A 14,990-nucleotide genomic window follows, 5' to 3' on the forward strand; every position below is an offset into this window, starting at 1 on the left:
CCGAATATCTTTCGGCAGAATAAACCACCGAAATTCGGTATCCGGTCACCGATAAAACGGCGCAGTTCCCAATGGTGCTTTACTCGAACGCGCTGATGACTTCGCTTTCCTGTTTGCCGGCTTCGATCCAGGCTTGCGCTTCCGGGCTGTGCAACACGGTTTGCACATAGGCTTCGGCGTCCGGGTTGGTGACCAACTGGTAGGTGTGGAAGCGGAACGCCACCGGTGCGTACATCGCGTCGACGATGCCGAAACGGCCGAACAGCCAGGCGCCGTTTTTGCCGTGCCGGCGTCGGCATTGTTGCCAGATTTCGCCGATGCGGTCGATATCCGGCTGCACCCCTTCCGGCAAATGCTTCGCGGCCGGCGTGCGCCGGCAATTCATGCCGCAATAGGTGCGCAATGCGGTGAAACCGGAATGCATTTCCGCCGCCAGCGAGCGCGCCAACGCCCGTTCGGCAAAATCGTCCGGCCAGCCCTGAGTTTGCGGGAAGCGTTCGGCCAGATACTCCAGAATCGCCAACGAATCCCAAACCCGCAGTTCGCCGTCCAGCAATACCGGGACTTTGCCGGACGGCGAGTATTGCAGGATTTTGGCTTTGGATTCTTCCTGGTACAGCGGAATCCGGATCTCTTCGAACTCGATGCCGTGGTGTTTCAAATAAAACCAGGGCCGGAACGACCAGGACGAGTAATTTTTATTGCCGATGACCAGACTCAGACTCATATCGATAAGCTCCCGTGTATCAAGATTCCAATAATGTGCCGCGGGTCGCGGCCGCCGGGTCGCAATAATGCGCCATGACCCGGCAAATTTTACCGGCGGCGTCGATTTCCATCGTTTCCGCCGCCAGCAGGTCGTTCACGCTGCGGTACAACAAGGTGACGCTACCGACGCCAGGCAAGACCTGCAATAGCGTGAAATGCAATTCGGGGAATTTGGCCAGACCCTGGGCAAAATAGGCTGCCAAAGCCGGTTTACCGTGCAGGCTGCCGTCCGCGATATCCATGAGTTTGACGATGAACGGGCTGCGAAACTCGATCGCGTCGGCGTAGTGCTCCATGATCCGCGCCAGATCGCGGCTATTCCAGGCCTGGAGCCAGGCGTCGGCCAGTTTGTCGGCTTGTGGTTGGGTAAGCATCTGTTGAATCGTAAATTGCCGGAGTGGTGGTTTGACGGCCGGACGGGTTCGGCGCCATCGTATGCCGTTTAATTTAACAGCATTCCGGCTAACGGGAAAAGCCATTATGCCTATTCGCCGCTGCCGCCTTAACCAGGCGCTACAGGCAATGCCGGCGCAACGGGCCGGCGGGCTTCGGTTCGCGGCCGGCGGCCGGGCCGGAACCGAAGCGGTGCGGATTATTCCTGTTTGTCGTTAATCAAGTCGTAGGTGATGTTCGGATTCAGACCCATCGGCCAGTAAATCAACGAGAACGGCGGCCAGAAAATGGAAACCACCCGGAATTTGGCGCGGAGCTTGCCTTCTTTCACCACTTTGCCGTCTTTCTCCAGCCGGTAAGGAATACCACCGCCCGGCGGCATGCCGGCTGCGGTCCAGAAGAACGGCCGGGTGGTGACTTCGCCGTTGGCTTTAATGTCCACCGGTTGCGGCCGCTTGTACAGATACAATTGCGAGCCTTCCGGTACCTTGAAATGGCCGGTCGTGGTGCAGCCCACCAACAGGCTCAAAAACAGCGCGAGTACGATCTTGTTCAGCATGGTTGTCTCCTGGGTTGAATAAAACGTTACGGTTTATTTTCGGAATAGTTCTATTTGTAACGGGCGGATTTTGTTTTTGGTAGTTGGCCGGAAACCCGCTGACGACAAATATACGCCAAGACTGTTCTTAACTGTAAAGACACCCCCAAAGCGCTTATCGCCAAATTTAATGTCGCTAATGTCCCATTCGCGCGACTTGATCGATTAAAAACGTTTAAAAATCAGCGCCGTATTGATGCCGCCGAAGGCGAAGTTATTGCTGATCACGTACTCGGTGTCCACCAGCCGGCTTTGGTCGCGAATATAGTCCAGATCGGCGCAGGCCGGATCGACCTGCTCCAGATTCGCGGTCGGGTGAAACCAACCCGCGTTCATCATCATGATCGCGGCCCAGGCCTCCAGCGCGCCGCAAGCGCCCAAAGTGTGGCCGGTGTAGCTTTTCAATGCGCTGATCGGGGTGTTGCCGCCGAACACCGCGAAGGTGGCGCGGCTTTCGGCGATATCGCCATGTTCGGTGGCGGTGCCGTGGGCGCTGATATAGCCGATGGCCGACGCCGGCAAGCCGGCATCCTGCAGAGCCAGCCGCATCGTGGTTTGCATGCTGGCTGCGTCCGGCTGAGTCACGTGCAGGCCGTCGGAGTTGGTGCCGAAACCGGCGACTTCGGCGTAGATATGCGCGCCGCGGGCCTGGGCATGCTCCAGTTCCTCCAGTACCAGCGTGCCGGCGCCTTCGCCGATCACCAGACCGTCGCGGTCGCGGTCGAACGGCCGCGGCGATTGGTCCGGTTCGGCATTGCGCAGACTGGTGGCGAACAGGGTGTCGAACACCGCCGCTTCCGAGGCCGACAATTCGTCGGCGCCGCCGGCCACCATGACCTGCTGCTTGCCGTATTTGATCGCTTCGTAGGCGTAACCGATGCCCTGGCTGCCCGAGGTACAGGCGCTGGAGGTGGTATACACCCGGCCGTTGATGCCGAAAAACAGGCCGATATTGACCGGCGCGGTATGTGCCATCATCCGGATGTACGAGGTGGCGTTGAGACCGTCGGTGGCGTGGTTGAGCAGCATGTTGCCGAAATCGGCGATCGCCTCGAAACTGCCGGCGCAGCTGCCGTAAGCGATGCCGGTATTGCCGCTGCCCAGACAGGGGTGATCTAGCAAGCCGGCGTCGATCAGAGCCAGCTCGGTGGCGTAAGTGGCGAGCAGCGCTACCCGGCCCATGCTGCGGGTTTGTTTGCGGCTGTAGTGGGCCGGTCGTCCGAAAGCCACCGGCGCCGCCAACCGGGTATTCAGGCCCCGGTATTGGTCCCATTCCTCGAGGGCGCGAATGCCGGTACGGCCGCTTTGCAAATGTTGGGCAATCGTCGGCCAGTCGTTGCCGATAGGCGACAAACCGGCCATGCCGGTAACCACTACTCGCTTCAACACAGGCCTCCGTTCACCGCAATCACCTGGCGGGTGATGTAGCCGGCGTCTGTCGACAGCAGAAATGCCACCGCCGCGGCCACTTCTTCCGGGCGGCCGACCCGGCGCGCCGGGATCATTTGTTTGATTTCGTCCAGCGGCAAGGCTTCGGTCATGTCGGTGTCGATCAAGCCCGGCGCCACGCAATTCACCGTGATTTCGCGCTTGGCCAGTTCCAGCGCCAGGGCTTTGGTCGCGCCGATGATGCCGGCTTTGGCCGCGCTGTAATTGACCTGGCCGCGGTTGCCGATCAAACCGGAAACCGACGACAGGGTCACGATCCGCCCCGGTTTTCGCCGCCTGACCATCGGCATCACCAGTGGCTGCAACACGTTGTAAAAGCCGTCCAGATTGGTGCGGATCACGCTGTCCCAGTCTTCGCCGGTCAAGGCCGGAAAGGCATTATCGGCACTGATGCCGGCGTTGCAGACCACGCCGTAGTAGGCGCCGTGGGCTTCGACGTCGGCGCTTAACACTTCGGCGCATTGGCTGCGGTTGCCGATATCGAATTGCAGGATGCGCGCTTGGCGGCCCATCTGCGAAATTTCAGCGGCGGCAGCTTCGGCTTCGGCCCGCCGGCTGCGGCAATGCAAGACCAGGTCGTAGCCGCGTCCGGCCAGGTAAAGTGCGATGGCTTTGCCGATACCGCGGCTGGAGCCGGTGACGAGAACAGTGTTATTCATCGGGTAAGGATTGGTCGGATCGAGGTTGGTAGACATTCAGCTTGGCGCTGATTTCGATATTGTCGCCGCTAACCCGGCAATCGAAAACGCCTAATTGCTCGTCCTGCACGATTTTTTCGACCGTCACGGCCAGTTCGCAGCCGACCGGCAAGCTGCCGACATTGCTTTGCAGCAGACGGCTGCCGAGCAGAAAGCCGAGACGGATCGGCTGGCCGGCCTGTTTGGCTTGCAGGCCGACATAGGCGCCGATGGCTTGCGCCATGTATTCCAGTGCCGCCCAGGCCGGTACCGCGCGTTCGTCGCCGAACAGCAGGCCGTCGCCGCGCACGGTCAGCACCGCGCTGAGCCGGTCCTCTTCAAAACTGACTACCCGGTCCAGCAATACCATGTCGCCGGTATGCGGCAACAACTCGGCGATGTCCCAATCGGTCACGGCTGTCATGCCTGCGCTATCACGATCGAAACGTTGCTGCCGCCGAAGGCGAAGGAGTTGCTTTGGCAGACTTTTAACGGCCGGCCCAGGCTCTGGCCCGGCGCCACCCAATTCAACGGCGGCAGGTCTGGGTCGATATCGTCGCCGTTGATGTTGGCGATCAGGCGGCCCTGAGCATCGTTGCTTTGCAGTAACAACCAGCAAAAGCCCAGTTCCAGCGCCGCCGCCGCGCCCAGGGTGTGGCCGCTCATGCCTTTGCTGGAACTGACCGGCGTGTCGGGGCCGAACACGGCATGTACGGCCTTGCTTTCCATGGCGTCGTTCAACAGCGTCGCGGTGCCGTGCATATTCAGATAATCGACTTGTGACGGTGTCAGGCCGGCCTGGTCCAACGCGGCCCGCATCGCGGTTTGCACGGAGGGGCCGTCCGGATCGGGGGCCGAGAAGTGGTAGGCATCGCTGGTCGCGGCTACCCCGCGCAAACAGACCGGCCCCGGCTGTTTGCTCAGGAGGAACAGCGCGGCGGCTTCGCCGATATTGATGCCGTCGCGGCGGCGGCCGAAGGGTTTGCACAAGCCGGCGCCGACCGATTCCAGCGCGGCGAAGCCGTTGACGGTCAAGCCGCACAGGCTGTCGGCGCCGCCGACTATGACCGCGTCGCACAGGTCCATCGCCAGCAGCCGTTGCGCCGAGGCAAAGGCCTTGCCGCTGGAGGCGCAGGCACTGGACAGGGTGTAGGCCGGTCCGCGGATTTGCAGATATTCGGCCAGAAAATCGGCGCCGGCCCCCATCTGCTGTTGCTTGTAGTGGTAAGCGGGCGGCAGCCGTTCATGCTCGGCTTGGTAAGCCAGAGCCAGTTCGGTATTGCGGACCCCGGAGGTGCTGGTGCCGAGGGCGATGCCGATCCGCTCCGGGCCGAAGCGTTCGCGCATTGCTTCGATGCCGGGGCGAATCTGTTCTGCCGCGGCCAACAGCAGTTGGTTGTTGCGGCAGGCGTACACGGCCAGTGTGTCCGGTATTTCGGGTAGCGGTGTTGTGACTGCGCCCAGGTACTGGCTGCGGCCCGGACTGAATGTGTCGCTCGGTTGCAGCCCGCTGCGGTCGCCGCGCCACAAGCCGTCAAGAACCTCCTGTTGGCCGCTGCCCAATGCGCAGAGGATGCCTAAGTCATTCAGGTAGCAGTTCATAGCTCAGGGTATCGATGGTCAAGCGATAGCGGTAGCGCAGGTTAGCCAATTCCGCGTGCCGCGGCCAATCGGCTTCATTGGACAGATAAACGATTTCGGCGATTTTTTCCGCGCCTTGGAACAGTTCGCGGCGGTTGGCGCCGGTTTGCAGATGCCAGCCGGGCACTAGCCGGTCTTGCAACTGCGCGACAGGCCAATAGATCAATTGCATATCGGCGACGATGGCCCGCGGGTCGATCGCATCCGGCAGCAACGGATTTTTATCCAATGCCAAGTTTTTGCCGTCGTAGCTCAAATTGAACAAACTCAGACCGTCTTTGCTGGTGCCGGCCATTGCGATGCGTTCGGCAGTCAATTCCAGTGCGCAGAGCAGGCTGTCGCTGCCGCCCGGCCAGGTCGCTGTCACCAGTTGCAGGATGTGTCGGGCCGGGCCCAACGGCGGCGCCAGGGTTGGCGCGGCGGTATCCGCTGCCGGCGGCACCGGTGCGCATGCTGCGGCCAATATCAGGGTAAAAACGGACGGCAGGCCGCGGCGGAGGGCTTGCAATACCGCCACCTTATTTGACGGCGACTAGATTGACCAAGGTCGGTTCCGGCTGCTGCGGCAGGGAAAAGCCGAACCATTCCAGCGCGCCGATATCCGGCCGGCTCCACCACAAATAGGGTTTGGAGATGGCGCTATCGTCCAGTTTGAAGCCGCTGTCGCGGATCAAGGCGATGTATTCGTCGGCGGTTTTTTGCACCTGCATCGGATGCCGGAACAGCAGCCGGATCGGCAGGGAATGGATGAAGCGCTTGCAGGATTCGGCGAACAGCAGCAGGCCGCCCGGTTTCAAGACCCGGTGGAATTCCTGCATCGCGCGCCGGTGATGCACGATGTGGTGAAAGCTTTGGTGGCAGAACAGCAGGTCGAAACTGGCGTCCGGATACGGCAACTGTTCGGCATTGCCCAACGCGACGTCGACCGGGCAGACACATTTGCGTCCGGCGCGAGCCGCGTCCGCCAGCAATGCCGGGTCGATTTCGATGCCGGCGATATGTTTGGGTTGGAACTGCTGCTCCAATAGCGCAAACGAATTGCCGCGGCCGCAGCCGATATCCAGAATCGCCGGCCGGAGCGGGGGAGACGGCAACAACCTGGTCAGATCGTTCAGTGCGATGCGTAGTACCCGCTGCCGCCAGGTGTAGGTATTCAGAAACCAGATGCCGAACGCGCTTTCCTTGACCCAGTACGTGCGCGGCATTCCAGCCGGGTGCGGAGTGAGGGCGGCGTTGGACATCTGCCGGGCTAAGGCCTATTTGGCCTGCACTTTGTAAATGGCGTAGGCGGCGAAACTGACGGTCAGGATGTAAATTACGGCTGAGATCACAGGCATTTCCTCGTGGATGGTTGAGTGCAAACTTTTAACATTAATTTCCCGCAATGGGAAAGGGATTTTTCTGGCAGTGGTGGCTGCCGTTGGTTTGCAAGGCCGCGAGCGCCCGGCGGGCTTGCTTTTCGCATTGAAACAAAACCACTCCGGCCGGCCGAAGGCGCTAAAATTGGCCGGCGGCTGCCCGGCCGCTTAATTCAGCAAACGAGTTTGAAAACATGGCCAAGAATGTATCCGCCCAAGTCAATTTGACGCTCTACGGCCAGCCGGTGGCGTTGCAATTCGCGGTCCCCGCGGAAAAGGTGACGCCGCTCGGCGTGCTGCCGGCATTGCAGCAGATCGATAACCAATTCGTCGATACGGCGGTCGCGGCCTTCGTCGGCACCGACCAGGCCATTTCCTGCCAGGCCGGTTGCGGCGCCTGTTGCCGGCAGGTGGTGCCGCTGGCCGAATTCGAGGCTTACCACATCGCCGCCTTGGTCGAACGCTTGCCGGAGCCCAGGCGCAGCGAGGTCAAACAACGTTTTGCCGACGGTTGTGCGCAGTTGGACCGGGTCGGCTGGCTGGAGCGCTTGCAGCAGCAACTGGAGCAGGGCACGACTCACGACGCGGTGCAGAGCCACGCGCTGGAGTATTTCCGCCAGAACATCGCCTGCCCGTTTCTGGAGGCCGAGAGTTGCTCGATTCACCCGGACCGGCCGCTGGCCTGCCGCGAATACCTGGTCACGTCGCCGGCCGAGCATTGCCGGGAGCCGTCTCCGGATACGGTCAAACACATCGAATTGAAGTTTCAGGTCTCGCGGCTGGTGCGCAAGCTCTGGAAAACCAAGCACATCACTCAGCCGGATTCGGTGCCGATGATCTACGCCCTGCAATGGGTCAAGACTCACCCCAACCAGTTTCCGAAAAAACGCGGAGCGGAGTGGATGCAGGAGTTTTTCGAGTATCTCGCCAAGCCTTGATTTTCAGTTCCGAAAGTCAGGCGCTGCCGCCAATCCCGCCGGCGCCTGTTCTATGCTACGCTAGCCAAGAGCTTGCGTTCGGACGTTATCCGGTTGCCGGATACGGCGCTCCGCCCAGCCGATCGAAGATTTCGTGCATCAGATTGAATATCCCGTCGAAGGAGGCAACATGTCCGCAAACAGTGCCGCTCTGCGCGCCGCCCAACTGCTGGTAACGCTGTTGACGATATTGGCCATCGGCAAGGCGGTATCGCTGGTACCGATGATGGACCAGCTGGAATTGTTCTGGCATTTCAAGGCCGGGCAGATTGTCTGGTTCGCAGCGAAACTGGCGGCTCTGGTGCTGTTTTACTTTTGCGCCAGTCTGGCGCTGCAAACGGTGCCGGACCGCGGCGGCGTGCTGGTGTTTGCCAAGGACATTGCCGAACCGCTATGCGCGTTGGCGATACTGGTTGCCGCGCAAAGCCTGTTTTGGGAGGTGCTGGCGCCCTTCGTCAATGCCACCGGCAAAACGATTTATTACGGTAGCGTATTGACGTTAATCGTCGGCGTCAGCGTCTGGCTGGTATTGCGCGCGTATCGCCAAGCCGACCGACTGGTTCTGGCACTGAGCGATTGGGCCAGGCTCCGGCCGTGGCTGGCCGCCGCCGACAAGCGCCGCTGCCGGCAATGTCGCGCGGCGGTATCCGCCAAGGCCAAGTATTGCGGGGAGTGCGGCAGCTCATTGCAGCCAAGCGTCCACTGCTATGCTTGCGGTGCCTTGGTTGGTGAGGAGCAGCGCTATTGTCCCGATTGCGGTGCCGATTTACAGCACAGCGCCGCCCCGGCACAGCCGCCCGCAGCGGCAAACGGCGAATCCGCACCCTAGGCCAGCTACACCGGCGGACCGCGGTGTTTCCCGATACGCTGGTAGACTGACGCTCTCGCAACCAGCAACAGCCGGCCCGCCATGTCAGACTTGAAACCAACCCCGCTTGCCGCCCTCCATCAGCAACTGGGCGCCAAAATGACCGCCTTTGCCGGTTACCAAATGCCGGTGCAATACCCGCGCGGCATCATCCACGAACACCTGCATTGCCGTAGCCGCGTCGGCTTTTTCGATATTTCGCACATGGGCCAATGCCTGGCGCTTGGCGATGCGGCAGCGGAGGCCATCGAAAAGCTGACGCCGGGCGGCATCCTCGATTTGCCGGTTAACAGCCAAAAATATTCGGTACTGACCAACGACCACGGCGGCGTCATCGACGACATTATCGTTACTCGGCTGGCGGACGGCGTCGGCCTCATCGTCAATGCCGGTTGCAAGGACAAGGATTTTGCCTATCTGCGGGAAAAATTGGCCGGTAAAGTCGAGTTTCGGGAATTGGCTGACCAGGCCTTGTTGGCCTTGCAAGGCCCGGAAGCGGCTGCGGTGCTGGCAAAATTTTCGCCTGATGCCGCGGCGCTGCAGTTCATGCAAGTCTGCGCCACTGCCATCGCCGGCGTGGCCTGTACGGTCAGCCGCAGCGGCTACACCGGCGAGGACGGCTTCGAAATCTCGTTGCCGGCTGCGGAGGCCGAACGAGTCGCCAAAGTGTTGCTGGCCGAGGATGGCGTCGAGCCGATTGGTTTGGGCGCGCGCGATACCTTGCGTTTGGAGGCCGGGCTTTGCCTGTACGGTCATGAATTGAACGAAACCATCACACCGATCGAGGCCGGCCTGGGCTGGATTTTTAAAAAAGGCCACACCGATTTTCCCGGCGCCGAAACCATTCTGGCGCAGCGGCAAAACGCGGTCGGCCGGCGCCGAGTCGGCTTGCTGGTGGACGGGAAAATTCCGGTTCGCGACGGCGCTGTCTTGCTGCATAGCGAAGATCGAGAAGTCGGCATCGTCACCAGCGGCAGTTTTTCGCCGAGTTTGAACCGGCCGATTACGATGGCCTTGGTCGATCAACGCGTCGCCACAACCGGCACCCGCCTCAAAGCCCTGGTGCGGAACTCGGCAATCGATTTGACAGTCTGCCGGCTACCTTTCGTGCCGCATCGGTACCACAAACCTGGGAGATAAACCCATGAGCCATCGTCTCCGCCTCGATCAACTGGAAATGCGCGGTAACTTCATTCAACGCCATATCGGCCCTAGTGCCGAGCAAACTCGGGCCATGCTGGCCGAATTGGGCCTGGACGACCTGGAGCAAATCGTCGACCGGGTGCTACCGCCCGACATTTTGAACCAGGAACCGTTGAAACTGACCGGTTCGATCAGCGAGCGGGCAGTGATCAAATACCTGCGCGCCATGCGCGAACGCAATAAAGTCATGGTGTCGATGATCGGCATGGGTTACTCGGACACGATCATGCCGGCGGTGATCAAGCGTAACGTGCTGGAAAATCCCGGCTGGTATACCGCTTACACGCCGTATCAGGCGGAAGTCGGCCAAGGCCGGCTGGAAGCGCTGTTGAACTTCCAGCAAATGATCATCGATTTGACCGGCATGGAGATCGCCAACGCCTCGTTGCTCGACGAAGCCACAGCCGCCGCCGAAGCGATGACGATGGCGCGCCGTCTGGCGAAAAGCCAAGCCAACACGGTGGTGATCGACCAGAACTGTCATCCGCAAACCATCGCCGTGGTCAAAACCCGGGCCGGCTCGCTCGGTTACGAGGTGGTGGTCACCGACCCATTTAACGGGCTGGAGCAGTACGAGTTTTTCGCGTTGATTCTGCAATATCCCAACAGCGGCGGCGAAATCCACGATTTGACCGAAATTACCGCGTTGGCCCACGCCAAATCGGCGCTGGTCACCGTCGCCGCCGATTTACTGGCTTTGGTGCTGTTGACGCCGCCGGCCAGATTCGGCGCCGACATCGTGGTCGGCAGTGCTCAGCGCTTCGGCGTGCCGATGGGTTACGGCGGCCCGCATGCGGCGTTCTTTGCCACCCGCGACGACTTCAAACGCTCGATGCCGGGCCGCTTGATCGGCGTCTCCAAGGACAGCCACGGCCAGGTCGCATTGCGGATGGCCTTGCAGACCCGCGAGCAGCACATCCGCCGCGACAAGGCCACCAGCAATATCTGCACCTCGCAGGTGTTGCTGGCGGTAATCGCCAGTTTTTACGCGGTCTACCACGGCGCCGACGGCTTGCGCCTGATCGCCGGCCGGGTGCATCGTTACGCCCAGATTCTGGCCGCCGGCTTGGCGCGCAGCGGCTACCAGGTGTTGAGCCAATGCTATTTCGACACGATCAGAATTCGTGTGCCCAACCGGGCGCGGCGCTTTGCCGCTCAGGCCGAAGCGGCGGGCATCAATCTGCGCGTGATCGATCCGGATACTTTGGGTATTGCCTTGGACGAAGCCACCACCCGCGACCACATCCGCGCCCTCTGGCAAATCTTTGCAACGCCGATCAGCGAATTGCCCGACATTGCCGCGCTGGATGCCGGCCTGGCAGAATGCGTTCCCACCTCGTTGTTGCGCGACGATGCGATTCTGAGCCATCCGGTGTTTAGTTTGTACCACTCGGAAACCGAGATGATGCGCTACATGCGCCGGCTGGCGCGGCGCGACATTGCCCTGGATCGGGCGATGATTCCGCTGGGCTCGTGCACGATGAAACTGAACGCTGCCACCGAAATGCAGGCGATCTCGTTTTACGAATTTGCGGCGATGCATCCGTTCGCACCGTTGCACCAAACCCAGGGCTATCAGCAATTATTCGCGGAGCTGGAAGACATGCTCTGCGACTTGACCGGCTTCGATGCCTTCTCGTTGCAGCCCAATGCCGGCTCGCAAGGCGAATACACCGGCTTGCTGGTAATCCGCAAATACCACCAGGTCAACGGTCAAGGCCAGCGCAATATCTGCCTGATTCCGGCTTCGGCGCACGGCACCAATCCGGCCAGCGCCACCTTGGCCGGGCTGCAGGTCGTGGTCGTGGCCTGCGATGATCACGGCAACGTCGATGTCGCCGATCTGCGCGCCAAGGCCGCGCAATACCACGACACGCTGGCGGCGTTGATGATTACCTACCCATCCACCCACGGCGTCTACGAAGCGGCGTTCCGCGAGATTTGCGACATCGTCCATCAACACGGCGGCCAGGTGTATATGGATGGCGCCAATTTCAATGCCTTGGTCGGTTTGTGCCGGCCGGGCAAGATCGGCGCCGACGTCGCGCATTTGAATTTGCATAAAACCTTTGCGATTCCGCACGGCGGCGGCGGGCCCGGCGTCGGCCCGATCGGCGTCGGCGCGCATCTGGCGCCGTATCTGCCGGAGCATCCGGTGGTGGAGGGCGTCAATCCGGCCAAGGGCGAGCACGGCACGGTGGGTACGGTGTCGGCGGCACCGTGGGGCTCGGCCAGCATTTTGACCATTTCCTGGGCCTATATCGCGATGATGGGCGCCACCGGCTTACGCCGCGCCACCTTGACTGCGATCATGAACGCCAATTACATCGCCCGCCGGCTGGCGCCGCATTATCCGATTTTGTACACCGACGCCAACGGCTGGGTGGCGCACGAATGCATCATCGATTGTCATGCCTTTAAAAAAACTGCCAATGTCACCGTCGAGGACATTGCCAAACGGCTGATCGATTACGGCTTTCATGCCCCGACCGTGTCGTTTCCGGTGCCGGATACCTTGATGATCGAACCCACCGAGAGCGAGAACAAAACCGAGATCGACCGCTTCTGCGCGGCGATGATTGCGATCCGCGCTGAAATTCGCGAGATCGAAACCGGCAGCGCCGACCCGGAAAATAACGTGTTGCACAACGCGCCGCATACCCACCGGCTGTTGCTGGAGGATTGGAAGCTGCCGTATTCCCGGCAGAAAGCCTTCTTCCCGGACAGCCACCAGCACGACGACAAATACTGGCCGCCGGTCGGGCGCATCGACAGCGTTTACGGCGACCGCCACGTATTTTGCAGTTGCCCGCTGGATTGGGCGCAAGCCGCGACGGAGTGCGATGCCGAAACTCGTTAACCAGCCGCTGGCCTTCGTCGACCTGGAAACCACCGGCGCCACCGCCACCAAGGACCGCATCACCGAAATCGGCATTGTCCTGGTCGATGCCGACGGGGTGCGGGAATGGAACCAGTTGGTCAATCCGCAAACCCGGATTCCGTTGTTCATCGAACAAATGACCGGCATCAGCAATGAGATGGTCGCCGAGATGCCCAGCTTTGCCCAAGTAGCCGGCGAAGTGGCGGAATTGCTGGAGGGGCGCTTGTTTATCGCCCACAACGCCCGCTTCGATTACGGCTTCTTGAAGAACGAGTTCAGCCGGGTGGGCATGAGCTTTCGGCCGCAAGTGCTGTGCACCGTCAAACTGTCGCGGGCTTTGTATCCGCACTTCCACCGCCACAATCTGGACAGCCTGATCGAACGCCACGGCTTGCAGGCCAAAGACCGGCACCGGGCCTTGGCCGATGCGCAATTGATTCATCAATTCTGGACCCAGGCTTGCGAGCAATTTTCTGCAGAGACCGTCGATGCAGCGGTGCAGCGTCTGGTCGGCCGCTCCAGTCTGCCATCCAATATCGACCCGTTATTGATCCACGATTTGCCGGAAGCCCCCGGCGTCTACCTGTTTTACGGCGAGAACGACCTGCCGCTTTACATTGGCAAAAGCGTCAACATCCGCAATCGGGTGCTGGCGCATTTCGGCGCCGACCACAAGAACAGCAAGGAGATGAGCCTGGCCCAGCAACTGCGCCGCATCGACTGGATCGAAACCGCCGGCGAATTGGGCGCGCTGTTGCTGGAAGCCCGCTTGATCAAGGACAAAACCCCGGTGCACAACCAGCGCCTGCGTCGCAAAAACGCCTTGTGCGCCTGGCAGTTACAACAACAGGGCGAGCAACTCAAGCCGGTATTGAGCTGGGCTGGCGAGCTGGATTTCGGCGCCCAGGACAATCTCTACGGCCTGTACCACAGCCAACGCGACGCCCAAAAAGCCTTGCGCGGCGTCGCCGAACAGCACGGCCTGTGTTTGAGCGTATTGGGCTTGGAGAAAACCGCCGCTGGTAGGCCGTGCTTCGGTTACCAGATCAAAAAATGCCGCGGCGCTTGCGTCGGCAGCGAAGCGCCGCTGGCCCACGCGGCGCGGGTGCTGATCGCCATGCAAAAACTCAAACTCGCCGTCTGGCCGTATCCGGGCGCAATTGGCGTCCGTGAAGGCGCGGAACTGCACGTGATCGACCGTTGGTGTTACTTGGGCACCACGAAAAACGAGGCGGAAATCGCGGAGTTGTTGCAGGCTGGCGTTCCGGCGTTTGACCGGGATACTTATATGCTGCTGAGTAAGTCGTTGAAAAAGGCTGAGGTTGTGGCGTTGTCGCAGAGATTGAGAGTGGTTGGTTGAACCGCATTCGTCCGATTACGCGTTGCTAATCGGACCTACAGCTCTGTGCGCACAATTTAGGTGGTCTAGTCGTCTAGTCGTGTAGGGTGCGGTGAGTTTACGAACCGCACCGTTCGCGAGCTAAAGCTCTGTGCGCACAATTTAGGTCGTCTAGTCGTGTAGGGTGTGGTGAGTTTACGAAACGCACCGTTCGCGAACGATGCGGTGCACGTTGTTTACCGCATCCTACGGGCTGATTATTCCACTTTTGGCAACGTGGTGTATACGTGTTCATATTGCCAGTTTGCGATTCCTTCGCAGCCTACGGATAGATAGTCATTAGGAACAGGAATTTCGGGATGCATCATCAAGAACATTCTTTCGATGACTTTAGTTCTTAACGACTCGTCAAGGCCTTCCCACCAAGAGATGCGTACGGCGTGATTCTCGCAGCACGATACGGAGAAGCGCAGTAATGCGTCCTCGACCTTTTCACCCGTCGCAACTCTCGTGGCGAGCGATTGAATGAAAGGAATACACGTTTGATTGCTCGAAACATGCCATCCAAATCCGAAAGCCCATCCGCCTTCGATCGGAGCGGTAAAGAAAGTAATCAAATCGAACCGTGTCTGATAATTTCCGAGGTCTTGCAGGCGGCCGCCTTTGAAGTCGTAATCAGGGTAAAGTAGACCTGACAATTGAATAGGGCATGGTGTGGATGATGTGAAGTAGGTGAACTCGAATTGTGCGTAGTCACCAGCAGAAAGCGCTGCATCGAATATCAATTTGTGGCGCCTTAACCTCGCGAGGCCAAGATCATAGAGCCGGCCCCAAAAAA

General features: G+C 60.2%; 15 protein-coding genes. 5 read left to right on the forward strand and 10 right to left on the reverse strand.

Annotated elements, in window-relative coordinates; genetic code table 11:
• Window positions 1-79: 79 nt before the first annotated feature.
• From C2U68_RS19950 to C2U68_RS19990, 9 genes are all read right to left on the reverse strand, one after another.
• The gene (locus tag C2U68_RS19950) at window positions 80-727 is read right to left on the reverse strand and encodes a glutathione S-transferase family protein (protein ID WP_140914224.1); all 648 of its coding nucleotides are present in this window, start codon (window positions 725-727) and stop codon (window positions 80-82) included.
• Between the two features lie 19 nt (window positions 728-746).
• Window positions 747-1,142, reverse strand: a complete 396-nt coding sequence (locus C2U68_RS19955; RefSeq protein ID WP_140914225.1) for a nuclear transport factor 2 family protein — start codon at window positions 1,140-1,142, stop codon at window positions 747-749.
• A 218-nt stretch (window positions 1,143-1,360) separates the two neighbouring features.
• A complete protein-coding gene (locus C2U68_RS19960; RefSeq protein ID WP_140914226.1) occupies window positions 1,361-1,720 on the reverse strand; it encodes a hypothetical protein in 360 nt (119 codons plus the stop codon).
• A 204-nt stretch (window positions 1,721-1,924) separates the two neighbouring features.
• A complete protein-coding gene (locus C2U68_RS19965) occupies window positions 1,925-3,148 on the reverse strand; it encodes a beta-ketoacyl-ACP synthase (protein ID WP_222101944.1) in 1,224 nt (407 codons plus the stop codon).
• Complete coding sequence (fabG, locus tag C2U68_RS19970) at window positions 3,142-3,867, reverse strand: 3-oxoacyl-ACP reductase FabG (protein ID WP_140914239.1); 726 nt, start codon at window positions 3,865-3,867, stop codon at window positions 3,142-3,144. Before fabG ends, C2U68_RS19965 begins: the two co-directional genes overlap by 7 nt.
• Window positions 3,860-4,309: a 3-hydroxylacyl-ACP dehydratase gene (locus tag C2U68_RS19975; RefSeq protein WP_222101945.1), complete on the reverse strand. Its 450-nt coding sequence runs from the start codon at window positions 4,307-4,309 to the stop codon at window positions 3,860-3,862. Before C2U68_RS19975 ends, fabG begins: the two co-directional genes overlap by 8 nt.
• A complete protein-coding gene (locus C2U68_RS19980) occupies window positions 4,306-5,487 on the reverse strand; it encodes a beta-ketoacyl-[acyl-carrier-protein] synthase family protein (RefSeq protein ID WP_140914227.1) in 1,182 nt (393 codons plus the stop codon). The genes C2U68_RS19975 and C2U68_RS19980 overlap by 4 nt, the downstream gene beginning before the upstream one ends.
• Window positions 5,468-6,043 (reverse strand): DUF3261 domain-containing protein, encoded by a 576-nt coding sequence (locus C2U68_RS19985; RefSeq protein ID WP_140914228.1) that lies wholly within the window; start codon window positions 6,041-6,043, stop codon window positions 5,468-5,470. The genes C2U68_RS19980 and C2U68_RS19985 overlap by 20 nt, the downstream gene beginning before the upstream one ends.
• 1 nt (window position 6,044) lies before the next feature.
• Window positions 6,045-6,731 carry a class I SAM-dependent methyltransferase gene (locus C2U68_RS19990; protein WP_140914229.1) on the reverse strand — a complete coding sequence of 229 codons (687 nt, stop codon included), beginning with the start codon at window positions 6,729-6,731 and terminating at the stop codon, window positions 6,045-6,047.
• A 347-nt stretch (window positions 6,732-7,078) separates the two neighbouring features.
• Between C2U68_RS19990 and C2U68_RS19995 the strand changes: the two genes are divergently transcribed.
• The 5 genes from C2U68_RS19995 (at window position 7,079) to C2U68_RS20015 (ending at window position 14,173) form a co-directional block, all read left to right on the forward strand.
• On the forward strand, window positions 7,079-7,822 hold the full coding sequence (locus tag C2U68_RS19995; RefSeq protein ID WP_140914230.1) for a YkgJ family cysteine cluster protein: 744 nt from the start codon (window positions 7,079-7,081) through the stop codon (window positions 7,820-7,822).
• Between the two features lie 169 nt (window positions 7,823-7,991).
• A complete protein-coding gene (locus C2U68_RS20000) occupies window positions 7,992-8,690 on the forward strand; it encodes a zinc ribbon domain-containing protein (RefSeq protein ID WP_140914231.1) in 699 nt (232 codons plus the stop codon).
• An 81-nt stretch (window positions 8,691-8,771) separates the two neighbouring features.
• Entirely contained in the window at window positions 8,772-9,869 is a 1,098-nt protein-coding gene (gene gcvT / locus C2U68_RS20005) for a glycine cleavage system aminomethyltransferase GcvT (RefSeq protein ID WP_140914232.1), read from the forward strand.
• Window positions 9,870-9,873: 4 nt separating this feature from the next.
• On the forward strand, window positions 9,874-12,792 hold the full coding sequence (gene gcvP / locus C2U68_RS20010) for an aminomethyl-transferring glycine dehydrogenase (protein ID WP_140914233.1): 2,919 nt from the start codon (window positions 9,874-9,876) through the stop codon (window positions 12,790-12,792).
• Window positions 12,776-14,173, forward strand: a complete 1,398-nt coding sequence (locus tag C2U68_RS20015) for a 3'-5' exonuclease family protein (protein ID WP_140914234.1) — start codon at window positions 12,776-12,778, stop codon at window positions 14,171-14,173. Before gcvP ends, C2U68_RS20015 begins: the two co-directional genes overlap by 17 nt.
• A 236-nt stretch (window positions 14,174-14,409) precedes the next feature.
• Here the strand turns inward: C2U68_RS20015 and C2U68_RS20020 are convergent.
• Window positions 14,410-14,990: hypothetical protein (locus C2U68_RS20020; RefSeq protein WP_222101946.1), on the reverse strand; the 581-nt coding region annotated here is incomplete at its 5' end.

Source organism: Methylomonas koyamae, assembly GCF_006483455.1.
GTDB lineage: Bacteria > Pseudomonadota > Gammaproteobacteria > Methylococcales > Methylomonadaceae > Methylomonas > Methylomonas koyamae_B.

Bases quoted from the DNA above. Each gene is read 5' to 3' on its own strand.
- C2U68_RS19950 (WP_140914224.1), bottom strand. From the start codon at position 727: ATGAGTCTGAGTCTGGTCATCGGCAATAAAAATTACTCGTCCTGGTCG.
- C2U68_RS20000 (WP_140914231.1), top strand. From the start codon at position 7,992: ATGTCCGCAAACAGTGCCGCTCTGCGCGCCGCCCAACTGCTGGTAACG.
- C2U68_RS19995 (WP_140914230.1), top strand. From the start codon at position 7,079: ATGGCCAAGAATGTATCCGCCCAAGTCAATTTGACGCTCTACGGCCAG.
- fabG (WP_140914239.1), bottom strand. From the start codon at position 3,867: ATGAATAACACTGTTCTCGTCACCGGCTCCAGCCGCGGTATCGGCAAA.
- C2U68_RS19955 (WP_140914225.1), bottom strand. From the start codon at position 1,142: ATGCTTACCCAACCACAAGCCGACAAACTGGCCGACGCCTGGCTCCAG.
- gcvP (WP_140914233.1), top strand. From the start codon at position 9,874: ATGAGCCATCGTCTCCGCCTCGATCAACTGGAAATGCGCGGTAACTTC.
- gcvT (WP_140914232.1), top strand. From the start codon at position 8,772: ATGTCAGACTTGAAACCAACCCCGCTTGCCGCCCTCCATCAGCAACTG.
- C2U68_RS19990 (WP_140914229.1), bottom strand. From the start codon at position 6,731: ATGCCGCGCACGTACTGGGTCAAGGAAAGCGCGTTCGGCATCTGGTTT.
- C2U68_RS19980 (WP_140914227.1), bottom strand. From the start codon at position 5,487: ATGAACTGCTACCTGAATGACTTAGGCATCCTCTGCGCATTGGGCAGC.
- C2U68_RS19975 (WP_222101945.1), bottom strand. From the start codon at position 4,309: ATGACAGCCGTGACCGATTGGGACATCGCCGAGTTGTTGCCGCATACC.
- C2U68_RS20015 (WP_140914234.1), top strand. From the start codon at position 12,776: ATGCCGAAACTCGTTAACCAGCCGCTGGCCTTCGTCGACCTGGAAACC.
- C2U68_RS19960 (WP_140914226.1), bottom strand. From the start codon at position 1,720: ATGCTGAACAAGATCGTACTCGCGCTGTTTTTGAGCCTGTTGGTGGGC.